This window comes from Streptomyces sp. NBC_01352, from assembly GCF_036237295.1.
Taxonomy (GTDB): domain Bacteria; phylum Actinomycetota; class Actinomycetes; order Streptomycetales; family Streptomycetaceae; genus Streptomyces; species Streptomyces plumbiresistens.
On record NZ_CP108354.1, the window covers coordinates 8,070,022 to 8,095,620 of the forward strand.

Annotated in this window: 21 protein-coding genes; 12 read left to right on the forward strand and 9 right to left on the reverse strand. The window is 71.5% G+C overall.

The annotated features are described in order from the left end of the window. The first annotated feature begins 134 nt into the window (after positions 1-134). The 5 genes from OG252_RS37165 to qcrB all read left to right on the forward strand — a co-directional run bounded on the left by OG252_RS37165 (position 135) and on the right by qcrB (position 9,868). Positions 135-866: a VIT1/CCC1 transporter family protein gene (locus tag OG252_RS37165; RefSeq protein WP_329341709.1), complete on the forward strand. Its 732-nt coding sequence runs from the start codon at positions 135-137 to the stop codon at positions 864-866. A gap of 370 nt (positions 867-1,236) precedes the next feature. Further along, on the forward strand, positions 1,237-5,829 hold the full coding sequence (gene gltB / locus OG252_RS37170) for a glutamate synthase large subunit (protein ID WP_329341711.1): 4,593 nt from the start codon (positions 1,237-1,239) through the stop codon (positions 5,827-5,829). After that, positions 5,822-7,285, forward strand: a complete 1,464-nt coding sequence (locus OG252_RS37175) for a glutamate synthase subunit beta (RefSeq protein ID WP_329341713.1) — start codon at positions 5,822-5,824, stop codon at positions 7,283-7,285. The genes gltB and OG252_RS37175 overlap by 8 nt, the downstream gene beginning before the upstream one ends. A gap of 123 nt (positions 7,286-7,408) precedes the next feature. Next, positions 7,409-8,134, forward strand: a complete 726-nt coding sequence (locus OG252_RS37180; RefSeq protein ID WP_329341715.1) for a vWA domain-containing protein — start codon at positions 7,409-7,411, stop codon at positions 8,132-8,134. Between the two features lie 81 nt (positions 8,135-8,215). Then, a complete protein-coding gene (gene qcrB / locus OG252_RS37185; RefSeq protein WP_266441148.1) occupies positions 8,216-9,868 on the forward strand; it encodes a cytochrome bc1 complex cytochrome b subunit in 1,653 nt (550 codons plus the stop codon). On the opposite strand, the gene OG252_RS37190 is transcribed toward qcrB, so the two are convergent. Then, positions 9,846-10,832 carry an acyl-CoA dehydrogenase family protein gene (locus tag OG252_RS37190; RefSeq protein ID WP_266441151.1) on the reverse strand — a complete coding sequence of 329 codons (987 nt, stop codon included), beginning with the start codon at positions 10,830-10,832 and terminating at the stop codon, positions 9,846-9,848. The two genes, qcrB and OG252_RS37190, sit on opposite strands and share 23 nt — an antisense overlap. Further along, on the reverse strand, positions 10,832-11,971 hold the full coding sequence (locus tag OG252_RS37195) for an acyl-CoA dehydrogenase family protein (RefSeq protein WP_266448629.1): 1,140 nt from the start codon (positions 11,969-11,971) through the stop codon (positions 10,832-10,834). The genes OG252_RS37190 and OG252_RS37195 overlap by 1 nt, the downstream gene beginning before the upstream one ends. Positions 11,972-12,029: 58 nt before the next feature. Between OG252_RS37195 and OG252_RS37200 the strand changes: the two genes are divergently transcribed. From OG252_RS37200 to OG252_RS37210, 3 genes are read left to right on the forward strand one after another with little or no spacing between them, the layout of a single operon-like run. Then, positions 12,030-12,812, forward strand: coding sequence for an SDR family oxidoreductase (locus OG252_RS37200; protein WP_266441153.1), 783 nt, complete (start codon positions 12,030-12,032; stop codon positions 12,810-12,812). A gap of 26 nt (positions 12,813-12,838) precedes the next feature. Beyond that, positions 12,839-13,477, forward strand: coding sequence for a TetR/AcrR family transcriptional regulator (locus OG252_RS37205; RefSeq protein WP_406492187.1), 639 nt, complete (start codon positions 12,839-12,841; stop codon positions 13,475-13,477). A gap of 23 nt (positions 13,478-13,500) precedes the next feature. After that, complete coding sequence (locus OG252_RS37210) at positions 13,501-14,658, forward strand: acetyl-CoA C-acetyltransferase (protein WP_266441158.1); 1,158 nt, start codon at positions 13,501-13,503, stop codon at positions 14,656-14,658. 182 nt (positions 14,659-14,840) lie between these two features. On the opposite strand, the gene OG252_RS37215 is transcribed toward OG252_RS37210, so the two are convergent. The 4 genes from OG252_RS37215 to OG252_RS37230 are packed head-to-tail and all read right to left on the reverse strand — an operon-like array spanning position 14,841 to position 18,233. Then, positions 14,841-15,890 (reverse strand): NAD(P)H-dependent flavin oxidoreductase, encoded by a 1,050-nt coding sequence (locus OG252_RS37215; RefSeq protein ID WP_266441161.1) that lies wholly within the window; start codon positions 15,888-15,890, stop codon positions 14,841-14,843. Next, the gene (locus OG252_RS37220) at positions 15,890-16,621 is read right to left on the reverse strand and encodes a CoA-transferase subunit beta (RefSeq protein WP_266441163.1); all 732 of its coding nucleotides are present in this window, start codon (positions 16,619-16,621) and stop codon (positions 15,890-15,892) included. The genes OG252_RS37215 and OG252_RS37220 overlap by 1 nt, the downstream gene beginning before the upstream one ends. After that, positions 16,618-17,478 (reverse strand): CoA transferase subunit A, encoded by an 861-nt coding sequence (locus OG252_RS37225; RefSeq protein WP_266441166.1) that lies wholly within the window; start codon positions 17,476-17,478, stop codon positions 16,618-16,620. Before OG252_RS37225 ends, OG252_RS37220 begins: the two co-directional genes overlap by 4 nt. Continuing rightward, positions 17,475-18,233 (reverse strand): enoyl-CoA hydratase family protein, encoded by a 759-nt coding sequence (locus OG252_RS37230; RefSeq protein ID WP_266441168.1) that lies wholly within the window; start codon positions 18,231-18,233, stop codon positions 17,475-17,477. Before OG252_RS37230 ends, OG252_RS37225 begins: the two co-directional genes overlap by 4 nt. Before the next feature lie 54 nt (positions 18,234-18,287). Here OG252_RS37230 and OG252_RS37235 point away from each other — a divergent pair, with 54 nt between their 5' ends. Together OG252_RS37235 and OG252_RS37240 are read left to right on the forward strand one after the other, a co-directional pair. Further along, positions 18,288-19,028 (forward strand): SDR family oxidoreductase, encoded by a 741-nt coding sequence (locus tag OG252_RS37235; RefSeq protein ID WP_266441170.1) that lies wholly within the window; start codon positions 18,288-18,290, stop codon positions 19,026-19,028. A gap of 33 nt (positions 19,029-19,061) precedes the next feature. Further along, a complete protein-coding gene (locus OG252_RS37240) occupies positions 19,062-19,970 on the forward strand; it encodes an SDR family oxidoreductase (RefSeq protein ID WP_266441172.1) in 909 nt (302 codons plus the stop codon). Positions 19,971-20,022: 52 nt separating this feature from the next. Here OG252_RS37240 and OG252_RS37245 read toward each other — a convergent pair whose 3' ends face one another. From OG252_RS37245 to OG252_RS37255, 3 genes are read right to left on the reverse strand one after another with little or no spacing between them, the layout of a single operon-like run. Further along, positions 20,023-20,715: a response regulator gene (locus tag OG252_RS37245; protein WP_266441174.1), complete on the reverse strand. Its 693-nt coding sequence runs from the start codon at positions 20,713-20,715 to the stop codon at positions 20,023-20,025. Continuing rightward, positions 20,712-20,891 carry a hypothetical protein gene (locus OG252_RS37250; RefSeq protein WP_266441177.1) on the reverse strand — a complete coding sequence of 60 codons (180 nt, stop codon included), beginning with the start codon at positions 20,889-20,891 and terminating at the stop codon, positions 20,712-20,714. The genes OG252_RS37245 and OG252_RS37250 overlap by 4 nt, the downstream gene beginning before the upstream one ends. Further along, positions 20,888-22,192, reverse strand: coding sequence for a sensor histidine kinase (locus OG252_RS37255; RefSeq protein ID WP_329341723.1), 1,305 nt, complete (start codon positions 22,190-22,192; stop codon positions 20,888-20,890). The genes OG252_RS37250 and OG252_RS37255 overlap by 4 nt, the downstream gene beginning before the upstream one ends. A gap of 283 nt (positions 22,193-22,475) precedes the next feature. Between OG252_RS37255 and OG252_RS37260 the strand changes: the two genes are divergently transcribed. Then, positions 22,476-23,186, forward strand: coding sequence for an ABC transporter ATP-binding protein (locus tag OG252_RS37260; protein WP_266441183.1), 711 nt, complete (start codon positions 22,476-22,478; stop codon positions 23,184-23,186). Then, complete coding sequence (locus OG252_RS37265) at positions 23,183-25,561, forward strand: ABC transporter permease (protein WP_266441187.1); 2,379 nt, start codon at positions 23,183-23,185, stop codon at positions 25,559-25,561. Before OG252_RS37260 ends, OG252_RS37265 begins: the two co-directional genes overlap by 4 nt. Positions 25,562-25,599: the final 38 nt, after the last annotated feature.

Here is a 25,599-nt window from a genome sequence, read left to right on the forward strand (position 1 = left end):
TGATCGAATGAGCGTCCGACGACAAACCCGCAGGTTAGCCCAGCCTTTCCTTGCTGGCGAGGGGGAATTCGACGGCGTATTCTCGATGTTGTCGAAAAATAGAAGAAGTCCAAAGAAGCTCCCTGGGGGACTGTATGGCCATCATCGAAACCGAGGCGTCGCTGCACGAGGCGCACCGCGACAACCACACGCACCGCGATGTGAACGGCGGCTGGCTGCGGCCCGCCGTCTTCGGTGCGATGGACGGGCTGGTCTCCAACCTCGCCCTGATGACCGGTGTCGCGGGCGGTTCAGTCGGCCATCAGACCATCGTCATCACCGGACTCGCGGGGCTCGCCGCCGGTGCCTTCTCCATGGCCGCCGGCGAGTACACCTCCGTCGCCTCGCAGCGCGAGCTGGTCGAGGCCGAGCTGGACGTGGAGCGCAGGGAGCTGAAGAAGCACCCGAAGGACGAGGAGGCGGAGCTCGCGGCCCTGTACGAAGGGCGGGGCGTCGAGCCGGGGCTGGCCCGCGAGGTGGCCCGGCAGCTGTCCCGGGATCCCGAGCAGGCGCTGGAGATACACGCCCGCGAGGAACTCGGCATCGACCCCGGTGACCTGCCCTCGCCGCTGGTCGCCGCGGTGTCCTCCTTCGGGGCGTTCGCGCTGGGCGCCCTGCTTCCCGTACTGCCCTATCTGCTCGGCGCCACCGACCTGTGGCCCGCCGTGCTGCTCGCACTCTTCGGGCTCTTCGCGTGCGGCGCGGTCGTGGCCAAGGTGACGGCGCGGAGCTGGTGGTTCAGTGGGCTGCGGCAGCTCGCTCTGGGGGGTGCTGCGGCCGGTGTGACGTACGCCCTGGGCAGCTTGTTCGGAACGGCCGTAGGATAGGTCGGCTGCAACTTATGCGTTGGGCCGCATAAGTAGCCGTTACTCGCTGGTTTCGAATGGTTAACCACCGGGCATGAGCCGTAAGCGCTGTGGGCAAGGGAGCCTGCGGCGCACTCGCGGGGTGAGCGACGTCGCCCCCTCCGCCCCCCGGGCCGACGGACACCGATCTGTCCCGTTCGGTCCCACATACTTCAAGCCACGTGCGCGGTACCCCCGCCGTAAGCCCGTGGCGTCCGCATGTTGGAACGAAGTATCCGGTTCCCGAGAACCGCTCCATCATGTAACCTGCACGAAATTTTGCACTCACGCAGAGGGCCAACGTCGTCCCTCGGCAATCTGCATATGCCACTTGACGACGACGGGAGAGCCGATGCGTACGCCGCGCCAGCCGTCCCAGCACTCCACGAATGGCCAGAAGTGGTCCTTCATGGATGCTCGCCCTGCTGCGCAGGGTATGTACGACCCCCGCAACGAGCACGACGCCTGTGGCGTCGGCTTCGTGGCCACCCTCACCGGCGAGGCGAGCCACGCGCTGGTCGAGCAGGCGCTCACGGTGCTGCGCAACCTGGAGCACCGCGGTGCCACCGGCTCCGAGCCCGACTCGGGCGACGGCGCGGGCATCCTGTCCCAGGTGCCGGACGCCTTCTTCCGTGAGGTGGCCGCGTTCGAGCTGCCCGCGGCCGGTGCGTACGCGGTCGGTACCGCTTTCCTGCCCGAGGACGGGCCGGAGGACGCCGTCTCACGCATTGAGACGATCGCCGCCGAGGAGGGCCTGACGGTCCTCGGCTGGCGCGAGGTGCCGGTCGCCCCCGAACTGCTCGGCGCCACCGCCCGCTCGACGATGCCCGCCTTCCGGCAGATCTTCGTCGCGGACGGTTCCTCGACCGACATCACCCTCGACCGCAAGGCGTTCGTGCTGCGCAAGCGCGCCGAGCGCGAGGTCGACGTCTACTTCCCGTCGCTGTCCGCGCGGACGATCGTCTACAAGGGCATGCTGACCACCGGCCAGCTGGAGCCCTTCTTCCCGGACCTGTCCGACCGCCGCTTCGCGTCGGCCATCGCGCTGGTCCACTCGCGCTTCTCGACGAACACCTTCCCGAGCTGGCCGCTCGCGCACCCCTACCGCTTCGTCGCGCACAACGGTGAGATCAACACCGTCAAGGGCAACCGCAACTGGATGGTGGCCCGCGAGTCGCAGCTGGTCTCCGACCTGTTCGGTGACAAGGGTCTGGACCGGGTCTTCCCGATCTGTACGCCCGACGCCTCCGACTCGGCGTCCTTCGACGAGGTGCTCGAACTCCTGCACCTGGGCGGCCGTTCGCTGCCGCACTCCGTGCTGATGATGATCCCGGAGGCGTGGGAGAACCACGACTCCATGGACCCGGCCCGGCGCGCCTTCTACCAGTTCCACTCCACGATGATGGAGCCCTGGGACGGCCCGGCCTGTGTCACCTTCACCGACGGCAAGCAGGTCGGCGCGGTCCTCGACCGCAACGGACTGCGCCCCGGCCGCTACTGGGTCACCGACGACGGCCTCGTCGTCCTCGGCTCCGAGGTCGGCGTCCTCGACATCGAGCCCTCCAAGGTCGTCCGCAAGGGCCGCCTGCAGCCGGGCCGGATGTTCCTCGTCGACACCGTCGAGCACCGCATCATCGAGGACGACGAGATCAAGGCGCAGCTCGCCACCGAGGCGCCGTACGCCGAGTGGCTGGAAGCCGGCGAGATCGAGCTGTCCGACCTGCCCGAGCGTGAGCACATCGTGCACACGCACGCCTCGGTCACCCGCCGTCAGCAGACCTTCGGCTACACCGAGGAGGAGCTGCGCGTCATCGTGGCGCCGATGGCCAAGGCCGGTGCCGAGCCGATCGGTTCGATGGGCACGGACTCGCCGATCGCCGCGCTGTCCGACCGCCCGCGCCTGCTCTTCGACTACTTCACCCAGCTGTTCGCGCAGGTCACCAACCCGCCGCTGGACGCGATCCGCGAGGAACTCGTCACCTCCCTGCGCTCGTCGCTGGGCCCGGCGGGCAACCTGCTCGAACCGAGCGCCGCCTCCTGCCGCAGCGTCGTCCTGCCCTTCCCGGTCATCGACAACGACGAGCTGGCCAAGCTCATACACATCAACGCCGACGGCGACATGCCCGGCATGAAGGCCGCGACCCTGTCCGGCCTGTACCGGGTCTCCGGCGGCGGCGACGCCCTCGCCGCGCGCCTGGAGGAGATCTGCGCCGAGGCCGACGCCGCGATCGAGAACGGCGCCCGGCTGATCGTCCTGTCGGACCGCCACTCGGACGCCGAGCACGCGCCGATCCCGTCGCTGCTCCTCACCGCGGCCGTCCACCACCACCTCATCGGCACCAAGCAGCGCACCCAGGTGGGCCTGCTGGTCGAGGCCGGGGACGTCCGCGAGGTCCACCACGTCGCCCTGCTCATCGGCTTCGGCGCCGCGGCCGTGAACCCGTACCTGGCCATGGAGTCCGTCGAGGACCTGGTCCGCGCGGGCACCTTCCTGTCGGACATCGAGGCCGAGCAGGCCATCCGCAACCTGATCTACGCCCTCGGCAAGGGCGTCCTGAAGGTCATGTCCAAGATGGGCATCTCGACCGTCGCGTCCTACCGCGGCGCCCAGGTCTTCGAAGCGGTCGGCCTGGACGAGCAGTTCGTCGCCAAGTACTTCCGCGGCACGGCCACCAAGATCGGCGGCGTCGGCATCGACGTCATCGCCAAGGAGGTCGCCGCCCGGCACGCCAAGGCGTACCCGGCGAGCGGCATCGCGCCCGCGCACCGCGCCCTCGACATAGGCGGCGAGTACCAGTGGCGCCGCGAGGGCGAGCCGCACCTGTTCGACCCGGAGACGGTCTTCCGCCTCCAGCACTCCACGCGCAGCGGCCGGTACGACATCTTCAAGAAGTACACCGAGCGCGTGAACGAGCAGTCCGAGCGCCTGATGACGCTGCGCGGCCTGTTCGGTCTCAAGAGCGACCGGCAGCCGATCTCCGTCGACGAGGTCGAGCCGGTCAGCGAGATCGTCAAGCGGTTCTCGACGGGCGCCATGTCGTACGGCTCCATCTCGAAGGAAGCCCACGAGACGCTCGCCATCGCCATGAACCAGCTGGGCGGCAAGTCCAACACCGGCGAGGGCGGCGAGGACGCGGACCGCCTGTACGACCCGGCGCGCCGCTCCTCGATCAAGCAGGTCGCCTCCGGCCGCTTCGGTGTGACCTCGGAGTACCTGGTCAACGCCGACGACATCCAGATCAAGATGGCCCAGGGCGCCAAGCCCGGCGAGGGCGGCCAGCTGCCCGGCCACAAGGTCTACCCGTGGGTCGCCAAGACCCGTCACTCGACTCCGGGTGTCGGTCTGATCTCCCCGCCGCCGCACCACGACATCTACTCCATCGAGGACCTGGCCCAGCTGATCCACGACCTGAAGAACGCGAACCCGCAGGCGCGGGTCCACGTGAAGCTGGTCTCCGAGGTCGGCGTCGGCACGGTCGCCGCGGGTGTGTCCAAGGCGCACGCGGACGTGGTGCTCATCTCCGGCCACGACGGCGGTACGGGTGCCTCCCCGCTCACCTCGCTCAAGCACGCGGGCGGTCCCTGGGAGCTCGGTCTCGCCGAGACCCAGCAGACCCTGCTGCTCAACGGCCTGCGCGACCGCATCGTCGTGCAGACCGACGGTCAGCTCAAGACCGGCCGTGACGTCGTCATCGCCGCGCTGCTCGGCGCCGAGGAGTTCGGTTTCGCGACCGCGCCGCTCGTCGTCTCCGGCTGCGTCATGATGCGCGTCTGCCACCTGGACACCTGCCCGGTCGGCATCGCCACCCAGAACCCGGTCCTGCGCGACCGGTTCACCGGCAAGGCCGAGTACATCGTCAACTTCTTCCGGTTCATCGCCGAAGAGGTCCGCGAGATCCTCGCCGAGCTGGGCTTCCGCTCCATCGAGGAGGCCGTCGGCCACGCCGAGACGCTCGACGTCACGCGTGCCGTCGACCACTGGAAGGCGCAGGGCCTGGACCTGTCCCCGCTGTTCTACGTGCCGGAGCTGCCCGAGGGCACCCCGCTCCACCGGGTGATCGCGCAGGACCACGGCCTGGAGAAGGCGCTCGACAACGAGCTGATCAAGCTCGCCGGCGACGCCCTGGCCGCGGACTCCGCGACCGACGCCCAGCCGGTGCGCGCCCAGGTCGCCATCCGCAACATCAACCGCACGGTCGGCACCATGCTCGGCCACGAGGTGACCAAGAAGTTCGGTGGCGCGGGCCTGCCCGACGACACCATCGACATCACCTTCACGGGCTCAGCCGGCCAGTCCTTCGGCGCCTTCCTGCCGCGCGGCGTCACGCTGCGCCTGGAGGGCGACGCCAACGACTACGTAGGCAAGGGCCTCTCCGGCGGCCGGGTGATCGTCCGTCCCGACCGGGGCGCCGACCACCTCGCCGAGTTCTCCACGATCGCGGGCAACACCATCGCGTACGGCGCGACCGGCGGCGAGCTGTTCCTGCGCGGTCGCAGCGGCGAGCGGTTCTGCGTCCGCAACTCCGGCGCGACGGTCGTCTCCGAGGGCGTGGGCGACCACGGCTGCGAGTACATGACCGGCGGTCACGCGGTGGTCCTCGGCGAGACGGGCCGCAACTTCGCGGCCGGCATGTCCGGCGGTGTCGCGTACGTCATCGACCTGAACCGCGACAACGTCAACGTCGGCAACGTGGGTGCCGTCGAGGCGCTGGACGACACGGACAGGCAGTGGCTGCACGACGTGGTGCGCCGCCACGCCGAGGAGACCGGCTCGACGGTCGCCGAGAAGCTGCTCGCCAACTGGGACGTGTCCGTGGAGCGCTTCAGCAAGATCATCCCCAGTACGTACAAGGCAGTGCTCGCCGCCAAGGACGCCGCCGAGCGAGCGGGTCTCACCGAGACCGAGATCACCGAGAAGATGATGGAGGCGGCGATCAATGGCTGACCCGAAGGGCTTTCTGAACCACGGGCGCGAGGTCGCCAGGTCCCGCCCCGTAGACGTACGTCTCAAGGACTGGAACGAGGTCTACGTCCCCGGCTCGCTGCTGCCGATCATCAGCAAGCAGGCCAGCCGGTGCATGGACTGCGGCATCCCGTTCTGCCACAACGGCTGTCCGCTGGGGAACCTGATCCCCGAGTGGAACGACTTCGCCTACCGCGAGGACTGGAGCGCCGCCTCCGAGCGTCTGCACGCGACGAACAACTTCCCGGAGTTCACCGGGCGGCTGTGCCCGGCCCCCTGCGAGTCGGCGTGCGTGCTCGGCATCAACCAGCCGCCGGTCACCATCAAGAACGTCGAGGTCTCGATCATCGACAAGGCGTGGGAGACCGGTGACGTCGCCCCGCAGGCGCCCGAGCGCCTGTCCGGCAAGACGGTCGCGGTCATCGGCTCGGGCCCGGCCGGCCTGGCCGCCGCGCAGCAGCTGACCCGGGCCGGCCACACCGTCGCCGTCTACGAGCGCGCGGACCGCATCGGAGGCCTCCTCCGGTACGGCATCCCCGAGTTCAAGATGGAGAAGCGGCACATCAACCGCCGTATCGAGCAGATGCGCGCGGAGGGCACCCGCTTCCGTACGGGCATCGAGATCGGCCGCGACCTCAAGGCGACCGACCTGAAGAAGCGGTACGACGCGATCGTCATCACCGCCGGTGCGACGACCGCGCGTGACCTCCCGGTCCCGGGCCGCGAGCTCAAGGGCATCCACCAGGCCATGGAGTACCTGCCGCTGGCCAACAAGGTGCAGGAGGGCGACTTCGTGGCGCCCCCCATCACGGCCGAGGGCAAGCACGTGATCGTGATCGGCGGCGGTGACACCGGCGCCGACTGCGTGGGCACGGCCCACCGCCAGGGCGCGGCCTCGGTCACGCAGCTGGAGATCATGCCCCGCCCGAACGAGGACCGGAACCCGGTCTCCCAGCCCTGGCCGACCTTCCCGATGCTCTACAAGGTCACCTCCGCGCACGAGGAGGGCGGCGAGCGGATCTACTCCGTCTCCACCACCCACTTCGAGGGCGACGAGGACGGCAACGTCCAGTGGCTGCACCTCACCGAGGTCGAGTTCGTCGAGGGCAAGCTGACCCCGAAGCCTGGCACGGAGCGCAAGATCCCCGCCCAGCTGGTCACCCTCGCCATGGGCTTCACCGGCACCGACCGCGAGAACGGCCTGGTCGACCAGTTCGGCCTGGAGCTGGACGAGCGCGGCAACATCGCCCGCGACGCCGACTTCCAGACCAACGTGCCGGGCGTCTACGTGGCCGGCGACGCCGGCCGCGGCCAGTCGCTCATCGTGTGGGCGATCGCGGAGGGCCGCTCGGCCGCGCGCGGCGTCGACCGCTTCCTGACCGGTGGCAGCGAACTGCACGCCCCGATCCGCCCGACGGACCGCTCGCTGATGGTCTGATCCCGCCGGATCACACAGACGTCCCGTACAAAGGCGTACGGAACACCAGACGGCGCCTGCCCCACAGTCCCCGACCGGACGACCGGGCAGGCGCCGCCGCATGTGTGTGACAGGGTGGGGCCCATGGTCGCGATCAGTCTCAGCAAGGTGGAGGAGACCGCGCCCGCGCTGGTCAGCCTGTACAAGAGCGCCGGGGTGTCCCTCACGAAGCACGGGCTGGACGCGCTGCGGGCCGCGGTCTATCTCGTGGTCGACTACTCCGGGTCCATGAAGCCGTACTACAAGGACGGCAGCGTGCAGGCGCTCGCCGACCGGGTGCTGGGGCTGTCGGCTCATCTCGACGACGACGGCCGGGTGCCGGTGGTGTTCTTCTCCACCGACGTGGACGCCGTCACGGACATCGCGCTGGCCGACCACCAGGGGCGCATCGAGCGGATCGTGGCCGGGCTCGGGCACATGGGCAAGACCGGCTACCACCTGGCGATGGACGCCGTCATCGACCACTACCTCGACAGCGGGTCCACCGCACCCGCCCTCGTCGTCTTCCAGACCGACGGCGGCCCGATCAACAAGCTCGCCGCGGAACGCTACGTGTGCAAGGCCGCCAGGCTGCCCCTGTTCTGGCAGTTCGTCGGCTTCGGCGATCCGGACAGCCGCCAGTTCGACTTCCTGCGCAGGCTCGACGAGCTGGCGGTGCCCGACAAGCGGGTCGTCGACAACGCCGGGTTCTTCCACGCCGGTGCGGACCCGCGGCAGGTGTCCGACGCCGAGTTGTACGACCGTCTCGTGGGCGAGTTCCCGAAGTGGCTGGTGGCGGCGCGGGCGCTGGGGATCGTACGGCCGTCCTGAGTCACCCGGCTGCTCGCCCCGTTGGCTCACCCGTGACCGCCGTGCCACCCTGAATGGGATCCGACGGGGAGGCGACGACGCATGGACGGCGCACGATCGGTGGACGAGACGGCGGGGTCCGCCCGCTCCCGCAGGGAGCCCCCGGGCAAGGGCGAGAAACTCGCGGACTGGGCCGACGGGCGGCTCGGGCTCTACGCGCTGGCCAAGGCCAACATGCGCAAGGTCTTCCCGGACCATCCGTCCTTCATGCTGGGCGAGGTCGCTCTCTACAGCTTCGTCGTCCTGATCCTCACCGGCGTCTACCTCACCCTGTTCTTCGAGCCGAGCATGGCCGAGGTCGTGTACCACGGCTCGTACGAACCGCTCAACGGCGTCCTGATGACGAGGGCGTTCGAGTCCACGCTCGACATCAGCTTCGAGGTGCGCGGCGGGCTGCTGATCCGGCAGATCCACCACTGGGCGGCGCTGATCTTCGTCGGCGCCATGATCGTGCACATGATGCGGGTCTTCTTCACCGGCGCGTTCCGCAAGCCGCGCGAGCTCAACTGGGTCTTCGGCTGGACGCTGCTGATGCTCGGCATCATCACCGGCCTGACCGGCTACTCGCTCCCCGACGACCTGCTGTCCGGCACCGGCATCCGCTTCGCCCAGGGCGCGATCCTGTCCGTCCCGATCGTCGGGACGTACCTGTCCTTCTTCCTTTTCGGCGGGGAGTTCCCAGGCCACGACATCATCGCGAGACTCTTCCCGATCCATGTACTGCTGCTGCCGGGGATCATGCTGGGCCTGGTGGCCGCCCACCTGATCCTGGTCTTCTACCACAAGCACACGCAGTATCCGGGCCCCGGCCGCGACAACAGGTCGGTGGTCGGCATGCCCTTCCTGCCGGTGTACATGGCGAAGGCGGGCGGCTTCTTCTTCCTGGTCTTCGGCGTGCTGACGGTCCTGGGTGGCATCGCCCAGATCAACCCCGTGTGGGCCTTCGGCCCCTATCGCCCGGACCTCGTCACCACGGGCGCCCAGCCCGACTGGTACCTCGGCTTCTCCGAGGGGCTGATCCGGGTGATGCCGGGATGGGAGATCAACTTCTGGGGCCACACGCTGGCGCTGGGCGTCTTCATCCCCTTCGCGCTGTTCCCGCTGGTCATGCTGGCCATCGCGGTGTACCCCTTCATCGAGGCGTGGATCACCGGCGACAAGCGCGAGCACCACATCCTGGAGCGGCCGCGCAACGCACCCGTGCGCACCGGCCTCGGCGTGGCCTGGCTCAGCCTGTACGTGGTGCTGCTGATCGGCGGCGGCAACGACATCGTGGCCACCCATCTGCACCTGTCCATCAACGACATCACCTGGTTCGTGCGGATCGCGGTCTTCGTGGTGCCGGTCCTCGCGTTCACCGTCACCAAGCGGATCTGTCTCGGCCTCCAGCGCCGTGACCGGAACAAGGTGCTGCACGGCAGGGAGACGGGCACCATCAAGAGGCTGCCGAACGGCGAGTACATCGAGGTCCACGAACCCCTCTCGCAGGCCCATCTGTTCACTCTCACCCAGCACGAGCAGGAGCCGCCGTACGAGGTCGGGCCGCTCGTCGACGCGGGCGGTGTCCACCGTCGGGTGAAGCCGTCCCAGCGGCTGCGGGCCCGGCTGGCGAAGGCCGTGTTCGGCCCCGGGAAGCGGATCGAGAAGCCGACGGTGGAGGAGTACCGGGAGCTCACCAGGGGCGATCACCACTGAGCCCCCGGAGGACGGCGGCCCGGCACTCGTCCGGGCTGCCCCAGGCGGTGCGCAGCGCGCGGGCCTTCGTGAGCCACAGGGACAGGTCGGACTCCGCCGTGTAGCCGATCGCGCCGTGCAGTTGGAGGGCCGTGCGAGCGGTGGTGTACGCCGCCTCGCAGGCCATGACCTTGGCGGCGGCGACGTCCCGCTCGGTCATCGTCAGGGCGGCGCCGAGGAGCAGGGGGCGTGCGAACTCAAGCGCGATCTTCGCGTCGGCCAGTCGGTGCTTGACCGCCTGGAAGGAGCCTATGGGGACGCCGAACTGGGTGCGCTGCTTGACGTGGGCGACGGTTCTGTCGAGGAGCGCGAGACCTGTGCCGAGGGCTTGCGCGGCGGTGGCCAGGCGGGCCCAGGTGAGGGCGAGGGCGGTGGCCGTGGTGACCTGCGGGCCGGTGGCGAGGAGTTCCCCTCCGGGCGGGGGAGAAAAGAGCCGACGGGCGGGGTCGAGGGAGGGGCGGGGGCCACCGGGCGCAGGGAGCAGGCGCAGCTCGCCCGCACCCGACACCGCCAGCCGTACGTCGGCCATGTCCGCGTCCAGCGCGTACGGTCCCACGACCAGGGTCGCCGTCGACTCGCCCGAAGCCAGCGCGGGCAGCAGGCGTTTGGCGGGGCCCGTGTCGTCCAGGGCGGTGAGGAGCGCGGCTGTCGTCACCGTCTCCACCACGGGGCCCGGCACCGCGTGCCGCCCCAACTCCACGAAGGCGACGGCGAGTTCCACGGGACGGGGGCCCAGCCCCTCGCACGCCTCCGGCACCGCCAGCGCGAACACGCCCGCCTCCGCGATACGGCGCCACAGCGCACGGCCGCTCGTGTGCTCGCCGCGGCTCCAGTCCCGTACCACCGCCGGTGTGTCCGAGGCCCTCAGCATGGTGTCCAGGGTGTCCGCGAACGCGCGCTGTTCGGTGTCCAGGAGGAAGCGCATCAACGGCGTCCCTTCGGCAGGCCCAGCAGGCGCTCGGCGATGATGTCGCGCTGGATCTCGTTGGTGCCGGCGTAGATGGGGCCGGCGAGGGAGAAGACGTAGCCCTCCGCCCAGTCGGTGTCGGCCGGCTCGCCCTCCGGGCCGAGGAGATCGAGGGCCGTCTCGTGCAGGGCGATGTCGTACTCGGACCAGAAGACCTTGTTCAGGCTGGACTCGGGGCCGATCGAAGCGCCGTCGAGGAAACGGGAGGCGGCGGCGTAGGTGAAGAGCTGGTAGGCGCGGGCGCCGATGAGGGCGTCGGCCACGCGGTCGCTCGTGCTGTGCGGGCGGCCCTGGGCCTGCCAGAGCTCGGACAGCCGGGCGGCGCTCGCCAGGAAGCGGCCGGGGGAGCGGAGGGTCAGGCCCCGTTCGTTGCCCGCTGTCGACATGGCGACCCGCCAGCCCTGTCCGGGCTCGCCGATCACGTCCTCGTCGGGCACGAACACCTCGTCCAGGAAGAGCTCCGCGAAGGCCGGTTTTCCGTCGAGGCGGCCGATCGGGCGGACCGTGACCCCCGGGGCGCGCAGGTCGAACATCAGGTAGGTGAGGCCCTGGTGCGGCTTCGGGGTGTCGGGCTCGCTGCGGAACAGGCCGAACGCGCGGTCCGCGAAGGCCGCGCGCGACGACCAGGTCTTCTGGCCGCTCAGCAGCCAGCCGCCGTCCGTACGGACCGCCCTGGACCTCAGGGACGCCAGGTCCGAACCCGCCTCCGGCTCCGACCAGGCCTGCGCCCAGACCACCTCTCCCGAGGCCATGGGCGGGAGCACCCGCGCGCGTTGCTCCTCCGTGCCGTGGTCGAAGAGGGTCGGGGCGAGGAGGCTGATGCCGTTCTGGCTCACCCGCCCCGGGGAGCCCGCCGCGTAGTACTCCTCCTCGAACAGCAGCCACCGGATCAGGCCCGCGTCCCGGCCGCCGTAGGCCGTCGGCCAGCTCACCACCGACCAGCGGTCCGCGGCGAGTCCGGCCTCCCACGCGCGGTGCGCCGCGAAGCCCTCCTCCGTCTCCAGGGAGGGGAGCGGGACGGCCGGCACGTGCGCGCGCAGCCAGGTCCGGGCCTCGGCGCGGAACGCCTCGTCGGCGGGGGAGTGGGCCAGGTCCACGGTCATCCTCCTTCCCTCGTTCTTCCCTAACAAGTGTTTGGTAGGTTAGCGTGCTGTCATGAAGAACGTCGAGGCTCCGGCGTACGTTCCCGGGCACGGGCTGCTCGGCGGGCGCACGGCCGTCATCACCGCGGCAGCCGGCGCCGGGATCGGCGGGGCGACCGCGCGCCGCTTCCTGGAGGAGGGCGCGCGCGTGCTGATCAGTGACGCGCACGCGCGGCGGCTGAAGGAACACGAGGCCGAGCTGAGCCGGGAATTCCCGGGGGCGGTGGCGGCCCAGCCCTGCGATGTCACCGACGAGGCGCAGGTGCGGGCCCTGTTCGACGCCGCCGTCCAGGAACACGGACGGCTGGACATCGTCGTCAACAACGCGGGACTCGGCGGGACTTCACGACTTGTCGACATGAGTGACGAGCAGTGGTCCAAGGTGCTGGACGTGACGTTGAACGGCACGTTCCGGTGCCTGCGGGCAGCCCTTCGCCGGATGAAGGACACCGGCGGCGTGATCGTCAACAACGCCTCCGTGGTCGGCTGGCGGGCCCAGGCCGAGCAGGCGCACTACGCCGCCGCGAAGGCGGGCGTGATGGCGCTGACCCGGTGCGCGGCGATGGAGGCCGCCGAGTTCGGGGTGCGGGTCAACGCCGTGTCGCCGAGCCTCGCCATGCATCCGCACCTGGTGAAGGTGACGTCGGCGGACCTGCTGGAGGAGCTGACCGAGTCAGAGGCCTTCGGTCGGTACGCCGAGCCGTGGGAGGTGGCCAACGTGATCGTGTTCCTGGCGTCGGGCTACTCCTCGTACATGACGGGCGAGGTCGTCTCCGTCAGCAGTCAGCACGCCTAGTTCACGCCTAGGACGAGAATGGATCCGTGCCTCCTACGAAGAAGAAGCCCCAGGTGACCGCCACAGAGCCCGTCGCAGCCACCGCCGCTCGCGACCGCCGCCGCGAACTCCTCGACACCGCCGCCGAGGTCTTCGCCGAGCAGGGCTACAACGCCACCACCGTCCGCAAGATCGCGGACCACGCGGGCATGCTCGCGGGCAGCCTCTACTACCACTTCGACTCCAAGGAGTCGATGCTCGAAGAGATCCTGCGGACCTTCCTCGACGAGCTCTGGGACGGCTACGACACCGTCCTCGGCGGTGAACTCGGGCCGCGCGAGACCCTCGAAGCGCTGGTCACCGAGTCGTTCCGGGAGATCGACCGGCACCGCGCCGCCGTCGCGATCTACCAGAAGGAGAGCAAACAGCTCGTCGCGCAGGAGCGGTTCACGTTCCTCGCCGAGTCGCAGCGCAAGTTCGAGAAGACGTGGCTGTCCACGCTGGAACGCGGGGTCGCCGCCGAGGTGTTCCGCGCCGACCTCGACGTCCGCCTCACCTACCGGTTCGTGCGCGACACCGTGTGGGTCGCCGCCTCCTGGTACCGGCCCGGCGGACAGCACAGCCCCGAGGAGATCGCCCGGCAGTACCTGTCGATGGTGCTGGACGGGATCGCCGTACGCGAATAGCCCCCATCTGTGAGGGAGTTGCCATGGCCGAGGCCTACATCGTCGAAGCGGTCCGTACGCCCGTCGGGCGACGCGGGGGAGGACTGAGCGCGGTCCACCCGGCCGATCTCGGCGCGCACGTGCTGAAGGAGCTGGTCGCGCGGGCCGGGGTCGACCCGGCCGCCGTCGAGGACGTCGTCTTCGGCTGCCTCGACGCCGTGGGGCCGCAGGCCGGGGACATCGCGCGGACCTGCTGGCTGGCGGCGGGGCTGCCCGAGGAGGTGCCGGGGGTGACGGTGGACCGGCAGTGCGGCTCCTCGCAGCAGGCCGTGCACTTCGCGGCGCAGGCCGTGCTGTCCGGGACACAAGACCTCGTCGTCGCCGGCGGTGTGCAGAACATGTCGCAGATCCCGATCGCCTTCGCGACCCGGCAGGCCGCCGAGCCCCTCGGGTTCACGGAGGGCCCCTTCGCGGGCAGCGAGGGCTGGCGGGCCCGGTACGGGGACCGGGCGGTGAACCAGTTCGTCGGCGCCGAGATGATCGCCGGCAAGTGGGGCATCAGCAGGCAGGACCAGGAGGAGTTCGCGCTGCGCTCGCACCGGCGGGCGCTGCGGGCCATCGACGAGGGACGCTTCGAGCGGGAGATCGTGGCGTGCGGCCAGGCCGCCGTCGACGAGGGCCCGCGCCGGGACACCTCCCTGGAGAAGATGGCCGCGCTGAAGCCGGTCATCGACGGCGGCACCGTCACCGCGGCCTGCTCCTCGCAGGTCTCCGACGGCGCGGCCGCCATGCTGCTCGCCTCGGAGCGGGCCGTGCACGAGCACGGGCTGCGGCCCCGCGCGCGCGTGCACCATCTCTCCGTGCGCGGCGAGGACCCCATCCGCATGCTGACCGCACCCATCCCGGCCACCGCGCACGCCCTGAAGAAGACCGGCCTGTCCCTCGACGACATCGACCTCGTCGAGATCAACGAGGCCTTCGCCCCGGTCGTCCTGGCCTGGCTGAAGGAGACCGGCGCGGACCCCGACAAGGTCAACGTCAACGGCGGCGCGATAGCCCTCGGGCATCCACTGGGCGCGACGGGCGTCAAGCTCATGACGACCCTGCTGCACGAACTGGAGCGCACCGGCGGCCGGTTCGGGCTCCAGACGATGTGCGAGGGCGGCGGGCAGGCCAACGTGACGATCATTGAGAGGCTGTGAGGAGAGCGGCGAAGGCTCGACTTTCTTCGCCCCCGCCGCCCCTTCCCGTCCCGTCCCTGGGGGCTGCGCCCCCAGACCCCCGCTTTCGGCCCGAAGGGCCTCGTCCTCAAACGCCGGACGGGCTAGAAGAATCAGCCCCTCCGGCCCAGGTCCGAGGAGTGCGAGGGTGGTGGCTGTGACGTTCACGGAGACGTGTTCAGCCGCTCCCGTACCTCCTCCGCCTCCTTCATGATCCGCTCCACCAGCTCCGCGCACGACGGCAGGTCGTCGATCACCCCGGCGACCTGCCCGGACGCCATCACCCCGAGGTCCGTACGGCCGTCCACCATCGCCGACTTCAGCAGCATCGGCGTGTTCGCGGCGAGCAGGACCTGGCTCCAGGTCAGGTCCTTGCCGTGTTTCATGGCGAGCCCGTCCTGGACCATCCGGCGCCAGGTCAGCCCGGACAGCTTGCGGAAGCCGGCCGCTCTTCGCGCGGCTTGGAACAGGGCCTTCGTGCGGCCGGCGTGCTCCAGGGCGTCGACGAGTTCGGTACGGAGCATGCGGTGCGGCAGGCCGTCGACCGCCCGGGTCACCGTCACGTCCTTCACCGTCGCCGCCAGGTACCGCGCCTTCACCGCGTCCGGCACCGTCGAGTCCGAGGTGAGCAGGAACCGCGTGCCCATGGCGACGCCCGCCGCGCCGTACGCCAGCGCCGCGACCAGTCCCCGTCCGTCGTGGAAGCCGCCCGCGGCCACGACCGGTATGCCGACGGCGTCCACCACCTGCGGCAGCAGCACGGTCGTCGCCACCTCGCCGGTGTGCCCGCCGCCCTCCCCACCCTGCACGATCACCGCGTCCGCGCCCCACGCCGCGACCTTCTCGGCATGCCGCCGGGCGCCCACGGAGGGGATGACCACGACACCCGCCTCCTTGAGCTCGGCGATCAGTTCGGGGGAGGGCGCGAGGGCGAAGGACGCGACCCGGACGCCCTCGTCGACGATGATCCGCACCCGGTCGCCCGCGTCCCCGGCGTCCGCGCGCAGATTCACCCCGAACGGCTCGCTCGTACGGGACTTGACCTCCCGTACGGCGTCCCGCAGCCGGTCGAGTGTCATCGTCGCGGAGGCCAGGATGCCCAGCGCGCCCGCCTCGGCCGACGCCGAGACCAGGCGCGGGCCCGCCACCCAGCCCATGCCGGTCTGCACGATGGGGTGGCGGACTCCCACGAGCCTGGTCAGCGCGGTCTCCATCAGCCGTCGACCTCGCGCCGCCTCGCGCCTTGCGGATCGATGACCGAGCGGATCAACTCCAGCTCCTCACTGGTCGGTTCGCGGGTGTACGGCACCTCGTGGGGCACATGCAGGGCGAAGCCCGTGGCTTCCCGGACCTGCTCGACGGTGACGCCCGGGTGGAGGGAGGCGAGGCGCATCGCGTGGTCCGGGGTGGCGAAGTCGAAGACGCCCAGGTCACTGACCACGCGCGGGATGCGGTGGAAGCGGGTGGCGCCGGGTCCCGCGGCGGCGGCACGGTCGTAGCCCACTCCGCACACCATGTCGACCTTCTCGACGAAGACCCGCGCGGAGTGCTTCGGCACCCAGTAACTGGTCGGGTTGTTCAGGGTGTTGACCGGGCCGCCGCGCACGCCCAGCAGCTGCCGCTTCGGCCTGGCCCAGTCGCCGATGCACGAGATGTTCTGGTTGCCGAAGCGGTCGATCTGGCTCGCGCCCATCATCACGTGCCGGCGCCCGCCGGTGACCATGGTCAGGTGCTGCCGGTACGGCAGCCAGCCCTCCACCGTGCCGTCGAGACCGACGAGCATCGCCTCGCCGTCGGTCAGCAGCAGGTCGGGGGAGAAGGTGCGCTTGGCGAGGCGGGCGCCCAGGGCCGGGATCAGGCCCATGGGGCTCGCGAGCACCTCCCCGTTGTCCCGCCAGGCCTCGGCGCAGGCGATCACGCAGTACTCGGCACGAGTGACGGTCACCGGCCCCGCTCCTTCCGCCAGTCCTGAACGGCGTGTTGGTAGTCCTGCTCGTCCCCGCCGAGGAACCGCTCGGCGAACTCCCCGTACGGCGTGGTGGCGTACAGCTTCTGGAAGGCCTCGTCCCGGCCGTAGTCGGGGGCGCACGAGGTGAAGTGGGCGCCGTTCGGCGTCTCGATCACGCCGGTCACGCTCGACCGCTTGAGGAGCAGCGTCTGCGGCGCGGCCTCCTTGGCCAGCTCTGCCGTGCCGATGTTGTCGACGAGCCGTTCGCACGACACGTACGCCGCGTCCGCCGCCTCGCACAGCAGGTCGTCGAAGTAGGGGTCCGGGCCCAGGTACTGGCCGTTGCCCAGGCGGTCCGCGCGGTTCATGTGGACGAGGGCGGCGTCCAGGCGCAGCGCGGGCATGGCGACGAACGTCTCCGCGTCCTCGTACGGCGAAGTGACCGTCCGCAGCGCGGGGTTGACCCGCATCACGTCCGAGCCGAGACCGGCCCGCACCGGCAGGAACGGCAGGCGGTTGGCGGCCGCGTGCAGCCCCCACATGAACATCGCCTCGTCGACTTCCGTCAACTCGAAGGCGCCACGCTCGCGTGCCGCCCGGTAGTGCGGTTCCAGCGGGATCGAGTCGAGGGTCACGAAGGCGGTGACGAGCTTGCGGATCCGTCCGGCGGCGGCGAGCAGACCGACGTCCGGGCCGCCGTACGAGACGACGGTGAGATCGGTGATCCCGGTCCGCAGCAGGGCTCGGACCAGCGCCATCGGCTTGCGGCGCGAGCCCCAGCCGCCTATGCCGAGCGTCATCCCGCTCTCCAGGCGGCCGACGGCTTCCTCGGCCGACATGGTCTTGTCGCTCACTGGACGGCCTCCTTGCCGAAGCTGTCGCGGACCCGGTCCGCCACCCCGGCGAGGTTGGCCTCGAAGGTGAAGCCCTGCTCGAAGCGGTAGCTGCGGCGCACGTCGACGGGGTCGATGCCGTTGATGGCGGACTTGGCCAGCCGGATGAGCCGGCCGTCCTTGGCGGCGATCTCACGGGCCAACTCCAGGGCGGCCTCGCGCAGTTCCGCGCGCGGGACGACCCGCCACACCGAGCCGTGCGCGTGCAGCTCGGCCGCGGTCGCGGTGCGCGAGGTGTAGTAGAGGGCGCGCATCAGGTGCTGCGGGACCAGTCGGGCCAGGTGGGTGGCCGCGCCGAGCGCGCCGCGGTCCAGCTCGGGCAGGCCGAAGGTCGCGTCCTCGCTCGCCACGATCGCGTCCGCGTTCCCCACCAGACCGATCCCGCCGCCCAGACAGAAACCCTGCACGGCGGCGACTACGGGCACTTCGCACTCGTAGACCGCCGCGAAGGCCTCGAAGCAGCCGCGGTTCGCGCCGATCAGCGCCTGCTGCCCCTGGGCCTGGATCTCCTTGATGTCCACGCCCGCGTTGAACCCCCGCCCCTCGGCGGCCAGCACCACGCACCGGACCCCGGGGTCGTGGCCGGCCGCGCGCACGGCGTCGGCCAGCGCGAACCAGCCGTGCACGGGCAGGGCGTTCACCGGCGGGAAGCCGACCGTGACGACGGCTATGCCTTTTTCGGGCCCCTTTTCCGGGGACGAGGTGGAGACACCCATGGCCGCATCAGCTACCTTTCCACCAAACGTTTGTTAGGTGAAGGGTAGCGGTGAATGGAGCTGGACGGGAAGGTCGCGGTCGTCACCGGCGGTACCCGCGGCGTCGGCGCCGGGATCGCGCGGGCCTTCGTCCGGGCGGGCGCCGAGGTCGTGGTCTGTGCCCGCAGGCCGCCGGACGTGCCGGTGCCGAAGACCGAGTTCGTGCCGCTGGACGTACGGGACACCGAAGCCGTGGGGCACTTCTTCGCCGGGCTGCCCCGTCTCGACGTCCTGGTCAACAACGCGGGCGGCGCCCCGTACCGGCCGCTCACGCAGGCCGGGGCCGAACGGCACGTCCGGGTCGTGGAGTTGAACCTCCTGGCACCGCTGACCGTGTCCCTCGCCGCGTACGACCACCTCAGGCGTGCCCACGGCTCGATCGTGATGATCGGCAGCGTCAGCGGCAGCCGCCCCTCGCCCGGTACGGCGGCGTACGGGGCGGCCAAGGCCGGCCTCGACCACCTGGCCCGCTCGATGGCCGTCGAGTGGGCGCCCGAGGTCCGCGTCAACACCCTCGTCGTCGGCATGGTCCGCACCGAGCTGTCCCACCTCCACTACGGCGGCCCGGACGCCGTCGCCGCCGTCGCCCAAACCGTCCCCCTGGGGCGGCTGGCCGAGCCGTCCGACGTCGGCGCGGCCGCGGTCTTCCTCGCGTCCGACGCCGCCGCCTATGTCACCGGCGCGAGCCTGCTCGTGCACGGCGGCGGCGAGCGGCCCGCGTTCCTGGACGCGGCAACGGCCCACAAGGAGAAGTGACCACACGGAGAAGTGACCACAAGGAGAAGTGAGATGAGCGGAATCTGCGAGGGCCGGGTCGTCGTCGTCACCGGCGCCGGCCGCGGACTCGGCCGCGCCCACGCGCTCGCGTTCGCCGCGGAGGGCGCCCGGCTCGTCGTCAACGACCTCGGTGTCGACCTCGACGGCACACCGGGCGCCGACAGCCCGGCCCGCCGGGTCGCCGACGAGATCCGCGCCGCGGGCGGCGAGGCCGTGCCCCACGGCGGCGACATCGCCACGACCGAGGGCGCCGCCTCTCTCGTACACACCGCGCTGGAGACGTACGGCCGTCTCGACACCCTCGTCAACAACGCCGGGTTCCTGCGCGACCGCATGCTCGTCAACCTCGACGAGGACGACTGGGACGCGGTCGTACGCGTCCACCTGAAGGGTCACTTCCTGCCGCTGAAGCACGCGGCGGCGCACTGGCGGGCGGAGGCGAAGGCGGGGCGGACGCCGGTGGCGCGGGTCGTGAACACAAGTAGCGGGGCAGGGTTGTTGGGGTCGGTCGGGCAGGGGAACTACAGCGCCGCGAAGGCCGGGATCGTCGCCTTGACGCTGGTCGCGGCGGCCGAGATGGGGCGGTACGGAGTCCAGGTCAACGCGATCGCCCCGGCCGCCCGGACCCGGATGACCGAGGAGACCTTCGCGCGGACGATGGCGGCGCCCGCGGGGGGCTTCGACGCCATGGCCCCCGAGAACGTGTCGCCGCTGGTGGTGTGGCTGGGCTCGGCCGCGAGCGCGGGCGTCACCGGGCGGGTCTTCGAGGCCGAGGGCGGACGGATCACCGTCATGGAGGGCTGGCGGCCGGGGCCGAGCGCCGACAAGGGCACGCGGTGGACACCGGCGGAGGCGGGGGACGCCACGCTGAAACTCCTGGCGGAGGGGGAGGCTCCGGGGGCGGTGTACGGGGCGGGGTAGCCGAAGCCGTGTCCAGCCGTGTCCAGCCGTATTCACCCCTATTCACCCGTCTTTAGCCGTCCCCCGCCGGATCCCCCGGCGCCACCAGCCCCGACTCATACGCGAGGACCACGGCCTGCACACGGTCGCGGAGGTCCAGTTTCGACAGGATGCGGCCGATGTGGGTCTTGACCGTGGTGGGGCTGAGGAACAGCCGGTCGGCGAGCTCGGCGTTGCTCAGGCCCGTCGCGAGCAGCCGCAGCACCTCCAGTTCGCGCGGAGTGAGGCCGGACAGGTCGCGGTGCAGGGCGGCCGGACGTGCCTCCTCGCGGTGGGCGAAGCGCTCGATGAGGCGGCGGGTGATGGCGGGCGCGAGCAGGGCGTCACCCGACTGCACGAGCCGTACGGCGGCCACCAGATGCTCGGGGGTGACGTCCTTGAGCAGGAAGCCGCTGGCCCCGGCCGTGAGCGCGGCGTAGACGTAGTGGTCGAGGTCGTAGGTGGTCAGGATGATGACACGGAGGGCGGCCGGGTCGCTGTCGGCGAGGATCCGCCGGGTGGCCTCGATGCCGTCCATCCGCGGCATCCGGATGTCCATGAGGACCACGTCGGGCCGGGTGCGCCGGACCGCGTCGACCGCCTCCGCCCCGTCGGCCGCCTCGGCCGTGACCTCGATGCCGTCCGCGGCCAGGATCATCCCGAAGCCGGTCCGTACGAGGGCCTGGTCGTCGGCGATGACTGCGCGTAGCGCGGGTGGCCGGTTCATGGGGTCCGCCAGGGGATTCGGGCGGTGATGCGGTAGCCGCCGGTGGGGGTCGGGCCGGTCGTCGGTTCGCCGCCGTGGGCGGCGAGGCCGTTGCGCAGTCCGATCAGCTGGAAGCCGGTCCGTAGGAGGGTGTGGTCGTCGGCGATGACCGCGCGTAGCGCGGGTGGCCGGTTCATGGGGTCCGCCAGGGGATTCGGGCGGTGATGCGGTAGCCGCCGGTGGGGGTCGGGCCGGCCGTCAGCTCGCCGCCGTAGACCGCGAGGCGCTCGCGCAGGCCGATCAGCCCGCGGCCGTTGCCGTCCGCGGGCGCGGAGTCGCGGACGGCGCCGGTGTCGGTGACCTCGATCTCCAGCCAGTGCTCGGCGTAGCCGATCGTCACGCAGGCGTCGGCGCCGGGTGCGTGCTTGATCGTGTTGGTCAGCGCCTCCTGCACCACGCGGTACGCCGCCAGGTCCACCCCGGTTGGCAGCGGCTGGGGCGGCAGCGACACCGCCACACCGACCGGCGTCCCGGCGGCCCGCACCCGCTCGATCAGCGCGTCGAGCTGTCCGAGGCCGGGCTGCGGCTCCAGGCCGTCGGCCGGACTGTCGGCGCGGCCGGGGTCCGTGGCCGCCGCCAGCAGGCCCATCACATGGCGCAGTTCGGCCATCGCGGCCCTGCCTCCGGCCTCCACCGCCAGCAGCGCCGCCTTCGACCGCTCGGGGGCCGCGTCCATCACCTTGCGGGCCGCCCCCGCCTGGATGACCATCACGCTCACATTGTGGGTCACGACATCGTGCAACTCGGCCGCGATCCGCGCACGTTCCTCCTCGACGGCCCGGCGCATGCTCTCCTCCTGCTCCTGCTGCAACTGCGCGAACCGGTCCCGGCCGGCCGCGAGCCGCCGCCGCCAGTAGCGGACGGTCCCGGCCAGCACTCCGGCGGCCAGCAGGACGACCACGGGACTCGACCACCCCGGCAGCACGGGATCCGTCCGCCGGAACGCCAGGCCGGCCGGCACCGCGGCGACGACCAGCACGACCGGCGCCAGCGTCCGGTACCGGCTGTGCTTCACCGCGCTGTAGGCGCCGATGACACAGGTCAGCACAGTGATCCAGCCGGCCCGGTCCCCGATGCCCAGCGCCGCGGCCAGCACCACCCCGAACACGGCCAGCGGATACCGGCGCCGGGCCGCGAGCGGCAGCGCCGACAGCAGCACGAGGGGCCAGGGCGGCCCGGAGGTCTGGTCCGGCACGATCCGCGCACCCGGCGTCGGGGGGTAGGGCGGGACAGGCACCCCGTACTCGTCCCTCGGCACGACGAACACCGGCCCGTCGCTGGGATACCGCGCCGCCACCACCAGCGCGACCAGCGTCAGGACGACCGCCAGCACCACGTCCACGCGCACCGCCCGCCGGGACAGCGGGGGCCCCTTCGCCTCCGGCCGCAGCGCCTCCCGCAGCTGCCGGCGCCATCCGGGCCGCTCCTCCGTCTCCATCGGCTCATTGTGTGGCCGATGCGCCCGGGCTGCGTCCGCCTTGACGACCAGGACGGCCAGGACGACCAAGAGACCGTCCCGCAGGCGTACTTCGCAGGGATGACCCCGCGGCCGGGTCCTCCGCGGGGAGGGCCGCATGTCGGTGCCCCGGCCGACGCGCCCGAGGAGCGCCCGCCCCTACGTTCGCCGGGACCGGAACACCTTCGCCGGGACCCCTCCGCAGCGACCCGGACTTCGCCGGTATCCGACCGGGCACGAGCGACCGTAAGGACGGACCACTCCCATGACTTCCCCGACCACCACGACCCACGTGATCCAACTGGCGGGCGTGGCCAAGCGCTACGACAGCGCCGGCGCGCCCGCCCTCGGACCGCTCGACCTCGCCGTCGCCCAGGGAGAGGCCCTCGCCGTCACGGGACCCTCGGGCAGCGGCAAGTCCACGCTGCTGAACCTCGTCGCCGGCCTGGACCGGCCGACCGAGGGCACGGTGACCGTCGACGGGCGGCGCATCGACCGGCTGAGCGAGCACGCGCTGGCCCGCTTCCGCCGCGAACGGATCGGCATGGTCTTCCAGTTCTTCAACCTGCTCGACGACCTCACCGTCGCCGACAACATCCAGCTCCCCGCCCAGCTGACCGGCACCGCGCGACGCCAGGCCGCGGCGCGCGCCGGCGAGCTCATGGAGCTGCTCGGCATCCAGAAGCACGCCCGCGCCTACCCCGGCCGGCTCTCCGGCGGCGAACGCCAGCGGGTCGCGGTCGCCCGCGCCCTGGTCAACCGGCCCGCGCTGCTGCTGGCCGACGAGCCGACCGGAGCCCTCGACACCGCGTCGGGCCAGGACGTACGGGACCTGCTGGTCGAGCTGCACCGCGGCGGCCAGACCATCGTGCTGGTCACCCACGACCTCGCGCTGGCCGAGGCCTGCGCGAGCCGCTCGATCCATCTGGTGGACGGTCATCTCGCCCTCGACACCACGGTGGAGGCCGTCCGATGAGCGGCTTCGGCACCGGCGCGCTCGGCCGGGTCGTCCGCTCCGGGGTGGGCCGGCGGCGGGTGCAGACCGTGGTGATCGCGGTGGCCGTGATGATGGCCGTGGCCTCGGCCGTGGTCGCCGGTTCGCTGATGGTCGCCGCGGACGCGCCCTTCGACAAGGCCTTCGCCCGGCAGAACGGGGCGCACCTCACCGCGGAGTACGACCCGGCGAAGGCGAGCACGGCCCAGCTCGAGGCGACCGGCCGCGTGGACGGCGTCACCGCGACCGCGGGACCGTACCCCGTCACGTCGATCCGCCCGGTGGACGGCGGCGGCGGCCACCTGCGGCCCATCACCCTGGCCGGGCGGACCGCCCCGCACGCCGACGTGGACGACCTGGAGCTCTCCTTGGGCCGGTGGGCGGAGAAGCCGGGCGAGATCGTGCTCACCACGCAGGTCGCGGGCCCCGCCTTCCAGCCCGGCTCGACACTGAGGTCCTCGGACGCGGCCGACGCCCCCACCCTGACGGTCGTCGGCATCGCCGTCTCGGCCGGCAGGTCCGCCGACGCCTGGGCAACCCCCGCCCAGGTCACGGCCCTCGCCTCGAAGGACACCCCGGTCACCAGCCAGATGCTCTACCGCCTCGACTCCGCGGACACAGGCGGCCAGATCGCCGCCGCCCGCAAGAAACTCACCGCCGCCGTACCGCAAGGGGCGCTCCTGGGCACCCAGTCCTACCTGGACACCAAGCGCGCCGCCGACACGAGCGCGGCGGTCACCATCCCGTTCCTCATCGCGTTCGGCGTGCTCGGCATCGCCATGTCGCTGATCATCGTCGGCAGTGTGGTCAGCGGCGCGGTCGGCACCAGCCTGCGCAGGATCGGCATCCTCAAGGCCATCGGCTTCACCCCGCGCGAGGTCGTGCGCGCCTACGTCGCCCAGGCGCTCATCCCGGCGGGCGCGGGCATCGCCCTGGGCGTCGTCCTCGGAAACCTGCTGGCCGTACCGCTGCTGAACGACACCGAGCAGGTGTACGGCACTGCTTCGCTGACGGTGGCCTGGTGGGTGGACGTCGTCGTGGTGGTCGCCGCGCTGCTCGTCGTGGGGATCGCGGCGCTGGTCCCCGCACTGCGGGCCGGACGGCTGCGCACCGTCGAGGCCATCGCGGTCGGCCGCGCGCCCCGCACCGGACGCGGCCAGTGGGCGCACCGGGCGGCGGGCCGGCTGCCGCTGCCCCGCGCGGTGACCTACGGCCTCGCCGCGCCCTTCGCCCACCCCGTCCGCACGGCCGCGATGCTGCTGGCGGTGGCCTTCGGGACGGTCGCGGCGACCTTCGCGCTGGGCCTGACCTCGTCCCTGACCGCGGTCGCCGAGGCGGGGGACCCCGAGAACCGCGCGGCGGTCACCGTCTTCACCGGCACCGGCGGACCGACCGTCACACGCGGGCCCGCCCCCGCGGCGGGCACGGCCGAGCCCCCGGCCGCCGCCGACCCGGCACGCGTGCGTGCCGCCGTCGAGGCGCAGGCCGGCACGGCCTCGTACTACGGCAAGACCCAGGCGGACGTCACCGTGGGCGGGGTCTCCGGCACCGCCCGGGCAAGCCTCTACGAGGGCGACTCCCGCTCCGGCGCCTACGAGATGATCTCCGGGCACTGGATCACCGGCCGGGGGCAGGTCGTCGTGCCCTCGCGCTTCCTGGAGAAGACCGGCACCGAGCTAGGCGACACCGTACGGGTGACCCATCAGGGGCGCACGCAGACCCTGCGCATCGTCGGCGAGGCCTTCGACACCTCGGACGACGAACTGGAGATCCACGCGAACCTCGCCGACTTCCCGGCGGCCGAAACCGGCGTGCTCCTCGTCGAGGTGAAGCCGGGCGTCTTGGCCACCGAGTACGCCCGGGAACTCGCCGCCGAGATCCAGCCCTTGGGCGGCGACGCACACGCCAACTCCCCCTCGGAGCAGGACGGCCTGCTCCTCGTCGTGCAGGCGATGGCCGCGCTGCTCACCCTCATGCTGGTCTCCGTGGCCGGACTCGGCGTGCTCAACTCCGTCGTCCTCGACACCCGCGAGCGCGTCCACGACCTCGGCGTGTGCAAGGCGCTCGGCATGTCGCCCCGCCAGACCGTGGGCCTCGTCCTCGCCTCGGTGGCCGGGATCGGCGTACTCGGGGGACTGGTCGGCGTCCCGGCCGGATTCGCGCTGCACGCCTATGTGCTGCCGGTGATGGGGGACGCGGCGGGCACCGACCTGCCGCCGTCGGTCCTCGACGTGTACGGCACTCCGCGGCTGGTGCTCCTGGGGCTGGCCGGCCTCACCATCGCCCTGCTGGGCGCGCTGCTTCCGGCGGGGTGGGCGGCGAGGGCCCGGACGGCGACGGCGCTGCGCACGGAGTAGGAACTCCGTCGGCTACGTGTCGCACTCCGGCACCATGT